The sequence below is a fragment of the Chitinophaga dinghuensis genome, assembly GCF_003259435.1.
Taxonomy (GTDB): domain Bacteria; phylum Bacteroidota; class Bacteroidia; order Chitinophagales; family Chitinophagaceae; genus Chitinophaga; species Chitinophaga dinghuensis.
In genome coordinates, this window is the sequence record NZ_QLMA01000004.1 from 39,227 (window position 1) to 51,350 (window position 12,124).

At 45.7% G+C, this 12,124-nt stretch carries 8 protein-coding genes and 2 tRNA genes; 2 read left to right on the forward strand and 8 right to left on the reverse strand.

Annotation, left to right across the window (positions count from 1 at the left end):
- Window positions 1–2: 2 nt before the first annotated feature.
- Window positions 3–1,325: a (Fe-S)-binding protein gene (locus CLV59_RS12435; protein WP_111592374.1), complete on the reverse strand. Its 1,323-nt coding sequence runs from the start codon at window positions 1,323–1,325 to the stop codon at window positions 3–5.
- Window positions 1,326–1,403: 78 nt separating this feature from the next.
- Between CLV59_RS12435 and CLV59_RS12440 the strand changes: the two genes are divergently transcribed.
- Window positions 1,404–1,898: a phosphoribosyltransferase family protein gene (locus CLV59_RS12440; RefSeq protein WP_111592375.1), complete on the forward strand. Its 495-nt coding sequence runs from the start codon at window positions 1,404–1,406 to the stop codon at window positions 1,896–1,898.
- A 65-nt stretch (window positions 1,899–1,963) separates the two neighbouring features.
- Here CLV59_RS12440 and CLV59_RS12445 read toward each other — a convergent pair whose 3' ends face one another.
- The gene (locus CLV59_RS12445; RefSeq protein WP_111592376.1) at window positions 1,964–2,902 is read right to left on the reverse strand and encodes a DUF2279 domain-containing protein; all 939 of its coding nucleotides are present in this window, start codon (window positions 2,900–2,902) and stop codon (window positions 1,964–1,966) included.
- 54 nt (window positions 2,903–2,956) lie between these two features.
- Window positions 2,957–4,681: a phospho-sugar mutase gene (locus CLV59_RS12450; RefSeq protein WP_111592900.1), complete on the reverse strand. Its 1,725-nt coding sequence runs from the start codon at window positions 4,679–4,681 to the stop codon at window positions 2,957–2,959.
- A gap of 127 nt (window positions 4,682–4,808) precedes the next feature.
- On the opposite strand from CLV59_RS12450, the gene CLV59_RS12455 reads away from it, so the two are divergent.
- Window positions 4,809–5,462, forward strand: coding sequence for a protein-L-isoaspartate(D-aspartate) O-methyltransferase (locus CLV59_RS12455; protein ID WP_111592377.1), 654 nt, complete (start codon window positions 4,809–4,811; stop codon window positions 5,460–5,462).
- Window positions 5,463–5,502: 40 nt separating this feature from the next.
- On the opposite strand, the gene CLV59_RS12460 is transcribed toward CLV59_RS12455, so the two are convergent.
- The 5 genes from CLV59_RS12460 to CLV59_RS12480 all read right to left on the reverse strand — a co-directional run bounded on the left by CLV59_RS12460 (window position 5,503) and on the right by CLV59_RS12480 (window position 11,775).
- Complete coding sequence (locus tag CLV59_RS12460) at window positions 5,503–7,983, reverse strand: outer membrane beta-barrel protein (RefSeq protein ID WP_111592378.1); 2,481 nt, start codon at window positions 7,981–7,983, stop codon at window positions 5,503–5,505.
- A gap of 171 nt (window positions 7,984–8,154) precedes the next feature.
- Window positions 8,155–10,740: an outer membrane beta-barrel family protein gene (locus CLV59_RS12465; protein ID WP_111592379.1), complete on the reverse strand. Its 2,586-nt coding sequence runs from the start codon at window positions 10,738–10,740 to the stop codon at window positions 8,155–8,157.
- Between the two features lie 244 nt (window positions 10,741–10,984).
- On the reverse strand, window positions 10,985–11,536 hold the full coding sequence (locus CLV59_RS12470; RefSeq protein ID WP_111592380.1) for a DUF445 family protein: 552 nt from the start codon (window positions 11,534–11,536) through the stop codon (window positions 10,985–10,987).
- A gap of 73 nt (window positions 11,537–11,609) precedes the next feature.
- Window positions 11,610–11,686 (reverse strand) — tRNA-His (locus CLV59_RS12475).
- Window positions 11,687–11,698: 12 nt separating this feature from the next.
- Window positions 11,699–11,775 (reverse strand) — tRNA-His (locus tag CLV59_RS12480).
- Window positions 11,776–12,124: the final 349 nt, after the last annotated feature.

Consider the following 12,124-nt stretch of genomic DNA (forward strand, 5'->3'; position numbering starts at 1 on the left):
AATTAACTATTCATTTCCTGGATCCATTGCTCACGGTCGTCCGGACCGAATTTCCATGGCGCCATATTATTTTCAATATTGCTGAACATGCCCGTCCATTCTGTCGGTGCGCTGGATTCTTCCATCACCAGGTAGCGGCGGAGTTGCAGGATAATATCGAGAGGACTGATACTCACCGGACATTCTTCCACGCAAGCGTTACAGGTGGTGCAGGCGCGCAGTTCTTCCTCTGTGATGTAAGTACGCAGCAGCGTTTTACCATCCTCCTGGAAACTGCCGTTAGCCTTGATATTCAGCCCTACTTCCGTTACGCGGTCGCGGGTATCCATCATGATTTTACGGGGAGACAACAGTTTTCCGGTCTGGTTGGCCGGACAAGCAGCAGAGCAGCGTCCGCACTCGGTACAGCTATACGCATCCAATAAGTTTTTCCAGGTAAGATCCTGTACGTCCTTCGCTCCAAATTTTGGAATCACGTCGGAAGCGGGAGCATCAGCGGCCAGTTCCGGCTGCAACATCAGTTTAACCTCATGCTGGATCGCAGGCATGTTTTCCATTTCTCCCTTTGGCTCCAGGCTGGCATAATAGGCATTGGGAAATGCCAGCATAATATGCAGGTGCTTGGAATAGGGGAGATAGTTGAGGAAAGCCAGTACGCCGAGGATATGCAACCACCAACAACCGCGTTCAATACCGATTACAGTGCCATCAGACATGCCATTGAACAGGGAAACGAAATTACTGCTGATCCAGAAGGAGCCAGTAGCCACATAATGTTCTGCGCCGCGGGCCTGGAGGTTCTGATCCGCCGCATTCATAGTGAGAAACAGGCACATTAATACGATTTCGGTAATAAGGATATAATTGGCGTCGGAACGTGGCCATCCGTCCAGATCATGACTGGCGAATCGTTTCAGTTTGATGATATTCCTGCGGATGAGGAAAATGGCGCAACCCAGGATTACCAGCACCGCCAGTATTTCGAAAAGTCCTATCAGTACAGGGTAAAGACTCCCCAATACGGATACGAATAAACGATGCTGCCCCAGAATACCATCCAGGATGATCTCCAGGATTTCCAGGTTAATGATGACAAAGCCGGCATACACGAAGAAGTGCAATACCGCCACCAAGGGGTTACGGAACATTTTCTTCTGGCCGAAAGCCAGTAACAGCACGTTTTTCCAGCGTTGATCCGGATGATCCGAAAGATCCGTATCCCGCCCCAGCAGGATGTTCTTCCTGATCTGGCGCACCTGTAGGGAGAACAGGTAAACGGCTATCCCAAAGGCAATTACAAATAACAACTCTTGTACAATTCGCATTATTTCAGATTTGACTCCCTAATTTATGTTTTTTTTCGTTCGTAGAACGCAGATGGGTATTTTCACTATTTTTGATGCATGGAAAAGAATGTAATTCTTACACAGGATATCATACAAAAGAAACTGGAGCGCATCGCTTACGAAATATATGAACACAACAGCGATGGCGAAGAAATCATCCTGGCTGGTATCTGGGAACGTGGGCTGAATGTGGCCCGTAAAATTGCAGATATACTGCAGCAGATTTCTCCGTTGAAACCCCGTATTATTGAATTACGCCTGGATAAACAGAATCCGGCAGCGGTAACTGTTTCTGAAGAGGTTGACTTTAACGGCAAGGTGGTAGTGGTGGTAGACGATGTCGCCAATTCCGGACGTACCATGTTGTATGCGCTCAAGCCTTTACTGTCTTATCTTCCGTTGAAAATTCAGACTGCTGTGCTGGTGGACAGAAGACATAAATCTTTTCCGCTGTCAGTGGATTTTGTAGGATTTTCACTGGCGACCACCCTTCAGGAAAATGTAGTGGTGGAAACTGCAGGCAATGAAATCGTGTCTGCCTACTTACAATAATTTTCAAGAAATTACTTCCAATAGATCCGGTTGCGAACAGTGACCGGATTTTTTATTGTACCCAGCTAGAAATAGATGGGATGCAGGAAAAGTCGGCCTTTACTATCGATCTCCAATGTGGGGGCGGGGAATTTCAGCATGTTCAATAGTTGGAACATCACTTTTACTCCTTTTCGTTTCGTACGGATACGGGTGAAATCTACATCCGGGGAAAGATAGAACTGACGAATGCGGCCCATATGCGTATAGTCGTAACGTTTACCGTTATCGTCGTCCCACCAGTTGACCGTACCGCCAAACATATTATCGGCGCCATAACCTACAGAGATGTTCAGCCATCGCGGAAGGTTGCTGTTGGGGGCGAAGGAGCGGAGGTTGACAGATAACCAGTAGGTTTGAGCATTATAATCTTTCAGGATTCGCTCCAGGAAACGGGTTCCAAACAGCTGATTGGTTTTGTCTTTCAATACCGGATCATCATATCTGCCGGGGTGTGCGCTGAATTTAATCTGGATACGTTGTTCATTCCAGGCCAGTTCCTGACTGATCAGCATGGCCGATCCAATCGCATTAGCGCCCATATCGCCCCAGGAGAAGCCCCATTCGCTGGAATAGCCATCCAGCACTTCTATAACTGATTGGTAGGCAAGGCCGCTTAATCCGCCGATCCATATTTGTTTTTTTCGGGGAAGTCCGGACCAACGCCACATTTCCCGGCTATACTTTCCAATAAAATACGCACTGAAGATATGGCCCATTTTATCCATCTGGTTCCATTCATTCATATCATTGAAGAAGTGGAAATTGCTTCTTGGATAGTCTTTATACCAGGCGGCATTGAGAGCGATCAGACTGGTACCATACATGGCTGCGGTAGCGCCGCTGAGAATGGCTACCCTTCTGGGGATGGTCGTATCAGGAATGGTAGTAAAGGGAATTTTTTCCTGAGCGTAGCTGTATTGCAGTACGATGAGAATAGGTAATATACACAGGATTTTCTTCATACTGCAATGAAAAACCGCAGCCCGTGAGGGGCTGCGGTGGAAAAGGTTATTCGGTTATTTCAGTTGCATGTCTGAAATGATGCCGTTTATTTTTGCTTCCAGTTCAGCGGTTACTTTATCGTAATCGTCCACACTTTGCAGGGTGGTGTTTACGCTGAAATAGAATTTAATTTTAGGTTCTGTACCGGAAGGGCGGGCAGAAATTTTACTGCCATCGGCCAGTACGAACTGCAATACGTTGGATTTAGGCAGGTCTATCGGTTTGATTTCGCCTGTTTTGATATCCTTGATTTGTTGCAGTTGATAATCATACAGCATTACTACTGGAGAACCGTTGATGGCAGCAGGAGGATTTTCTCTGTAGCCGCGCATCATTTCCGCGATTTCTTCTGCGCCTCTCATTCCTTTCTTGGTAATGGAGATCAGTGATTCCAGATAGTAACCGTATTTAATATAAATGCTGATCAGTTGCTCGAAGAGGGTTTTACCCTTGCTGCGTGCAACAGCCGCCATTTCACAGATCATTGCTACCGCAGACACGGCATCTTTATCCCGTATTCTGTCGCCGATCATAGTACCATAAGATTCTTCACCGCCACAGATGAATTTTTCTGCAGGTTCTTTGCGGCGGATCAGGTCTGCGATCCATTTGAAGCCGGTGAGTACATTATAGCAGGTTACATTATTCTGTGCAGCGAATACATCGATCAGGTCGGAGGTTACCACTGTTTTGCAGACGAAATCTCCTGGCTGGGCGAGGCCTTTTTCTTTACGGCCTTCGATGATATAGTTGAACAGCAGGGCTGCGGTCTGGTTACCATTCACCAGAATCCATTTGCCATGGAGGTCTTTAACGGCAATGCCTACACGGTCAGCGTCGGGGTCTGTACCGAGGAGGATATCCGCGTCCAGTTCCTGGGCTTTCTTCAGGCCAAGGCTCATTGCCTCTGCCTCTTCCGGGTTAGGATATACCACAGTAGGGAAGTTGCCGTCAGGAGTGGCTTGCTCTTCCACGATGTTTACATTGGTAAAGCCATAGCGTTTAAGAATTTCAGGCACCATGGTGATACCGGTACCGTGAATAGGCGTATAGACGATTTTCAGATCATGCTGTTGTTTGCAGATCTCCGGGTTGATACTCAGGGTCTGGAGTTCCTGCAGGTATGCTTCATCCACGTCTTTGCCGATAATGGTAATATTGGCTTCGCCACCAGTCCATTTCACTTCATCCGGAGAAGTGATTTTCTCTACTTCACGGATTACATTTTTATCATGAGGAGGCACCAGTTGAGCGCCATCGTTCCAGTATGCTTTATAACCGTTGTACTCCCTTGGGTTATGAGACGCAGTACATACCACACCGCCCTGGCATTGCAGGTGACGGATAGTGAAAGACAGCTCCGGGGTAGGGCGGAGGCTTTCAAACAGGTATACTTTGATGCCATTGGCAGCGAAAACGTTGGCAGCTGTTTCCGCAAAGAAACGGGAATTGTTACGGCTATCGTGTGCCAGGGCTACTTTAATCTCTCCTTCAAAGCTCTGCTTCAGGTAGTTGGCAAACCCTTGGGTAGCCATTCCAACAGTATATTTATTCATTCGGTTGGTACCTACGCCCATTACGCCACGGAGGCCACCAGTACCGAATTCCAGGTTACGGTAAAACGCTTCAGTGAGTTCATCAGGGTGCTCAGCCTCCATTTTCTTAATGGCAGCAACGGTTTCCGCATCGTAGTTACCGTTGAGCCATTGGGCTACTTTGTTTTGAATATTAATATCCATGGTCATCAGTTTTTTTATGGACCAGGAGGTCCAAATGGAGTGTAAAGTAAAAATAAAAAAACCAATGTGTGAAATTTCCAATTCGGGATTTCATTGAAAATCCCAGGTATTGGTTAATTTTGTGATTATGAGGCGGTATGAAGATACTTACAAACAAAAAGGACTACGCAGACAATTAGTTGATAGTATCCGTCAGAAGGGAATAACAGATGAAAATGTCCTGGCGGCTATCGGCAATATCCCAAGGCATTTCTTTCTTGATACGGCTTTTGAGAGTATTGCCTATGAAGACCGTGCCTTTCCTATCGGTGAGGGACAAACGATTTCCCAGCCTTATACGGTTGCTTACCAATCACAACTGCTGGAAATCAAACCTTATGAAAAAGTCCTTGAAATAGGTACGGGAAGTGCCTATCAAGCCTGTGTGCTCGCTGAACTCAAAGCGAATGTCTTTACTATCGAACGGCAGAAAAAGCTGTTTGAATTGGTAAAACAGTTTCAGTTCAAGTCAAAATACCCTAATCTTCGCTTTTTCTATGGCGATGGCTATGAAGGCCTGTCTTCCTATGCTCCTTTCGATAAAATCCTCGTCACTGCTGCCGCTCCGCAGATCCCGGAAAAATTACTGCAGCAACTGAAAATCGGAGGAAAAATGGTGATCCCTGTTGGCGGCCAAGACGTGCAACGTATGCTGCGGATTACCAAAGTAAGCGACACTGAATTCGATCAGGAGCTGTTCGACAACTTCACCTTCGTTCCCATGCTCGCGGGCAAAAGATAACTGCCTGCCCACATATTTTACATGCCGGCAGGCAGCGATTTTATAATCTGCCTCTTTCTGCATTAGGCTTGGGTGCCTCTTCCTGCGGTTTTTCCTCTTCGTCGTCCTGACGCTTTTTCTTCTTGAAAAGGTTCGGGTCCATTTTACCAAAGCGGTAACGGACATTCAGGCGAACGAAGCGGGTAGCGCGTTTGCGGTCGTAGTCCTGTATGAAAGTAGGCGTTACATAGTGACTGTTGTATTGCTGCGTGTTCAGCAAATCGGAGACGTTCACCGCCACTACCAGTCGGTTGTTTTTGAGGAACTCCTTGCGTATACCCAGGTCTATTCCATTCATGGCTTTAAAGGTTCCCTGCGGTTGGATGCGCGGCGAACGATAATGCCCACTCAGTTCTACATTAAAACGTTGCGGCAGTCGGAACTGCATATTGCCACTCAGGCCATAGGTGAAGTTCTCGTTCTGAATGGTGGCGCCACTCATCTTATTGTATTCCAGGTTTAGATTGGAATTGAACTTCCACCATTTGAAAATTTTCCAGCTATAGGAGAAATTGGCGCCCATATTCTGACTGGTGGCAATGTTCATCGGGCGGGTGGTAGTCACGCCACTGAGCGTATCCAGCGTACTTATTCTGTCAATATTATCATTCGTCTGCGCATAATAAATACCCGTGCTCAGGTAATTATTTGTTTTCGGATACCAGGCAGAATAGTTCATTTCAAACTTATGCGTCAGCGCAGAACGCAGGTCCGGGTTCCCGGTGCGGATATTCTGCGGATCTGAGTTGTTGATATACGGCAGTAACTGATCAAAGTTCGGCCGGTCTATCCTGGTGGAATAGTTGAACACCAGGTTCTGGTTCTGATTGGCCGGCAGATTATATTTGAGGAATACGCTTGGGAAAATATTAAAGAAAGATCTGTTTACACGGGAATCTTTGGTAAAAGAATAACCACGGAGATACGATTGCTCTGCCCTCGCACCTACCTGGTAGCCCAGGTTGCCTATCGCATTGGCAAAGTTTAAATAGCCAGCATAGACGTCTTCTTCATATTTATACTTATTGCTGAGCGACATACTCTGTATAAAGGCCAGGCTGTCTTTATTATACAACATTGCTATATAATCATTCTCTATACTACGCATCGTCCCTTTCACGCCGGTTTCCAGCTTTCCCTTCTTACCCATCGGGGAAGTATAGTCTGACTGCAGGTTCCAGAACTTGTTATTATTACCGCTGGTATTTTGCTGATTGCCGGTGCGATAAGCCGTGTCTGCATTATGATAAAAATAATTACTCAGATACTGGCTGTTGCTGCTACTACCGTTATCACTGTAGCTGACGTATGCCGTCAGTTCCTGGTTGGGCTTTTTGTAGGTACGTTTGTAACTCAGACTGGTATTGTTATTATTGTTGTTATAGTGGCTGGTATTGGCTCTGATACCACTGGATAATAGTTGGTATTTATCGTCCAGGTTGTTGAGATCAATGTTTTCATTGTTGCCACCAAAGCTGTAATTCAGGCCTTGTGCGATGGTAAAGGTATTCCGATCGTTCAGGTAGTAATCAAATCCGAATCGACCGCCATTATTACCATTGTGGTTATTATTCACACTACGTTGAGTGAAATACTTGGTGCTGCTGGTATCCGCGACCAGATTTTCTCTGTTGCTGAACCCACTTCCGTTGAGGTCTTCGTATCTCCCGTTATAATTACCGAAAAAATTGAATCGTCTCAAACGCAGGCTGGCATTAGCGCTTCCGTTTAATTGTCCTCTGGTAGCGGCGCCTGCATTGAACATTACATTATAACCGATCGCTTTATCTTTCTTTAATACGATGTTGATAATACCGCCCCCGCCTTGCGCTTCAAACTTGGCGGAAGGGTTATTGATCACTTCCACGCGATCGATACTTTCCGCTGGAATCATTTGCAGCGCTGTTTTAGCATCGCCGAAGGGAGAAGGTTTGCCGTCTACATAAATAGTGACGCTTTTACCGCGTAATGTTACGTTATCGTCTATGTCTACATCTACGCTGGGAATATTCTTCAGTATATCCGTGCCCGTGCCTCCTTCTGCGTTGATCATATCGCCGGCATCAAATACCTGGCGGTCTATCTGCATAGAGAAAGAGGGCTTTTCTGCTTTGATTTCCACGGTACTCAATTCCTTGCCGGAGCGGTGCAGGTGCAGCGTTCCAACGAAAGCGCCTTTTCCTTCCACAACTTTAAATGCTTTCTCCAGTTTGTCGTACCCCATAAATGTGACACGCAATACATAGATGCCGGGGTTGATATTATTAAAATTAAAATTCCCGCTGGCATTGGTATACATGCCAGTTATTACGGATGAGTCGGTACTGTTGAGCACTACTACTGAAGCCATTTCCACGGGTTTGGTGGTAGTGATATCTACCACTTTTCCGGTGACTTTCGGCGGGGCAGTTTGCTGCGTTTGTGCATTAGCGTTATACAGCATACATAATGTAGCAATCAACAGGGACAGGTTTTTTCGCATGCAAGGGTACTTATACTAGCTTTTCGAATATTGGTTTGATGGTATAAAACTAATAGGAGTAGTGTTAAATAGTGTTTGTATGTGATGAGCGGCAATCAAAAAATGATAGCCGGCGTCGCGCTATAGAAGCGCTTTGCCGGCTATTGGTTGCATCCATCCTCTTTAATAATATTAGTAACCCTGCATATCCATTTGGTTATCGTTGCTATCAGGGCGTTGTTTCTTTTTCTTGAATAGATTTGAATCGAATTTACCGAAGCGATAACTGAAGTTCAGTTTGAATATTCTGGATTCGCGCTTGCGGATATAATCCTGTGCAAATGCGTAGGTGACTTGATTCAGCTCATACTGGCGTGTGTTGAAGATGTCTGAAACACTGAGCGTAACAGATGCCGCTTTGTTTTTCAGGAAATCTTTTCTCACCGCTACATCCACCATGCTAAAGCCTTTGATGGTACCTTGTGCAGAAGTAGGAATCATCATCATTCCACCTCCTCCGCCGCCACGGCCGCCGCCTCCGCCACCATTGCCACTGTTAGGCAGTGCCACTGTAGGCGCCTGGTAGGTTGCATTCACTTGTAAAGTGAAATTGGCCGGCAGTTTTGTTTCGGAATTAATTTTACCCAGCCAGCTGAAACCGCTGTTGTTAAAGGTATGCTGGCCATCGTTTACCTGGAGATCTGTTTGATACAGGTTAACGTTGGTGGTGATATCCCAGCCACGTACAATCTGATTTTTCATGGTCAGCTCAGCGCCATAGGAATTACTTCTGTTGGCGTTGGTATACTGCGTCAGCAGGGTGTCCTGGCCGATTGGCGTACTGATAGTGGTAATGAGATTATTCGTATTTCTGAAGTAAATGCTTCCTAAGAAATTACTGTTTTTCCAGTTCTTCACGTAGGAGAACTCCAGGCTGTTGGTATATTCCGGCTTCAGGTTTGGATTCCCTTCGCGTTGGTTTTGCGGATCGCTGTAATCGCGGTAAGGTATCAGCTGGAAGAAGTTCGGACGATTTACTCTCCTGGAATAGTTCAGTTGCAGTTCCTGTTCTTTCTTCAGTTTCTGGGAAAGGAATACGCTGGGAAAGAAGCCAGGAGTAGCTTTGGTCGGTTTATAGATGACGCCCTGGTTTTCTCCGCTGTAAATATATTGTTCTACACGCAAGCCTGCCTGGTAGCCGAAATTGCCGATGGTATTGGCGAAGTTGGCATATCCCGCATATATTCTTTCTTTGTAACTGTAGTCGGTAGACAGTGAATCCACATGTGGGAATGTATTCGTTAACGTATCCTGATTGTATACGTCATATCTGCTGCTATAATCTCTGATAGTGGCTTTCACACCGAGTTCCAGTTTACCGTTTTTACCAATTGGATTGGTGTAATCGGATTGCATGGTGATGAAAGTCGTTCTGCCGTCGGTGGTGTTGTTTTGTCTTACAGACTGTCCAAGCGGATCGTTGGCGGCATCCAGCGCTTGTGTAATATAATCGCCATTGCGACTGTTATTACTTCTGTTATAGTTCAGGTCTGCGGTTAATTCCTGATTTTGTTTGGCGAATGTATGTCGATAGTTCAGTGCCGACGTATAGTTACGGAAGCTCATCTTGCTATCGTTCTGGCGATCGTTTTTGCCGGTTACATTCTTTTTCGCATCGGCGAAAGTACTGAGCAGATCTTCATGGGTTTTGAAATCGCCGCCACCAACGCTTTGTGTGAAGGAGATGGTATTTCTGTTATCCAGATAGTAATCTAAACCGGCGCGTCCGAATTGGAAGAGCGGTTTACTGAGACTGTTACTATGTTGGGTCAGGTAGTTGGTATCGCCTTTGGAGCCGCCGAAGTTGGTGCGGTAGGTATTACCATCGCCCCATGTTTGGTTGGCGTTCACATTATAGTTGGCGAAGACGTTTATTTTTCCCTGGCGTACCGCAATGTTGCCGCCGCCATTGTATTTGTTGTTGTTGCCGATACCCGCCTGAATAGCGCCGTTGAAGCCTGCTTTTTTATTCTTCTTAAGTACGATGTTCAGGATACCGGACATGCCTTCCGCATCATATTTTGCAGAGGGGTTGGTAACGAGTTCAATGCTTTCAATGGCATCTGCAGGAATCTGATCCAACGTAAGGGTAGACGGTTTACCGTCCACGAAGATGTTCGGAGAGGCATTACGAACCGTTACATTCCCGTCCAGGTCTACGTTTACAGAAGGTACGCTTTTAAGCACATCTTGTGCGGTACCGCCGACGCTGGTGAGATTGCGGTCTACATTAAATACTTTTTTATCTATACCCATTTGGAAGGCACTTTTCTGGCCGGTGACTTCCACGCTGTTCAGCATTTTTACATTGGGTTCCAGTTTGATATTGCCGAGATCCTGATCTGTTGTCTGACCAGTGATGGTCACTTTTTTCATGAGGGTAACATATCCCATGAAATTAATTCTGATGAGGAACTGACCGAAAGGAAGGTTTTCCAGGTTGAATTCACCATTTGGTTTGGTGAGCATACCGGTAACAACCGAAGAGTCTTTTTGTCTGAGTAAAGCCACAGACGCATATTCGACGGGTTTGTTCGTTTTTGCGTCCAGGAGTTTTCCATAGACATGGCCGATTTGCGGCATATTGGGTCTTTGTCCCTGGGTACGTCCTTGTCCCTGTTGTTGGGGAGCAGGCGATTTAGCGTTATTGGGCGCCTGCGCATATGAATTAACCTGCCACAACATGATACCAGCAACGATTGCATAGCATTTTCTCATCCTAAGCGTATTTAAATCCAGTTTATTTCGGAGTAAGACAAAACTATCCGGATATCGTTATGAATGGCGGGATATTGTGATGAGCGGAATTTTTAGAGGGGAATCGTGGGAAAAGCGGAGTCAGAAGGTCTTAACAGTAGTTAACAATCTTATGGGGTTAACAGCAGTTAACAGTCAGCAAAGATTCGTCCTGTACGGTGTTGGTACCGCAGGTGTATTTCAGGGAGACGCGTAGTCCTCGGAATTAAGCCGCTATCAAAGCGATGATCAGGGAGATGATACCGATGATAAGACCGGAGATCGCGCCTAAAAATTTGAAAGCTTTCAGTTCTTTTCCCAGGAATTGTTGAACAGCATTTGACATTTGTTCGTCGGTGGTGGTACGGATTTTCTCGCTGACAATTTTTTCCAGGTCCAGGTCTTTTTCTACGTTATCGAGATATTGACCGATCATTTTAGGAAAGAGGGAGTCCAGTTCGTTGACGAGGTGTGATTTGATTTGGTTCACGGTGCTGTCGCCGATGAACATGGAAAGTACGGGCATTGCTTTGGGGAGTCTGTCGCGCAGGAAACTGTCCAGGTGTTCTTCCACGACGGGGATGATGTTTTTGATTTTATCCGGGTCGGTGAGTTTCTGGCGGATGAGGGCGAAGGAGAATTGTTTACCGGCGAGGTTTCCCAGCTCAGTGGCTAATTGTTCTCTGCGTTTGGGTAATTGGCGGAGCAGGATTTGGATGGCTACAGTATTGATCAGCCAGCCAGCGATGGCCGCGATGAAGGGTAATGTATATAACATGAAGAGATAATCTGTTTAAGGGTGGTAAAGATATAAAAGAAAAAGGCTTCCAAGAGGAAGCCTTTTAACTTTGTGGGGTGAATGAAGGGTTTCGAACCCTCGACCCTCAGAACCACAATCTGATGCTCTAACCAACTGAGCTACATCCACCGTTTTAATAAGTGGGGTGATTGAAGGGTTTCGAACCCTCGACCCTCAGAACCACAATCTGATGCTCTAACCAACTGAGCTACAACCACCATTTGTCCTTTCCAACGGGGCTTTTCACCTGTGTGAGTAACCTTTTTCCGTTGTTGGGAGTGCAAAGATAAGAGAAAGTATTCTGAAATTCCAAATAGATGTTAAAATTTTTTTTCAGCAACTTATAAATTAGAATAAAATCAGATTTGGATTGTCTTCCAGGAAGATGTTTTCAGCTCGCTAAAATATTGACAAATTAGGACGATTTACTCATCATTTTCCGCTTCAAAAATCGTAATTTTCTGTTTATCTTTGCGGACTTTCCCATTTCATTCCCGTTTATTGTAAACTGTTGATAATCAATTCTTTGATAAAATGACAGGTGTGTAGAATTACCCTGCGTATTCG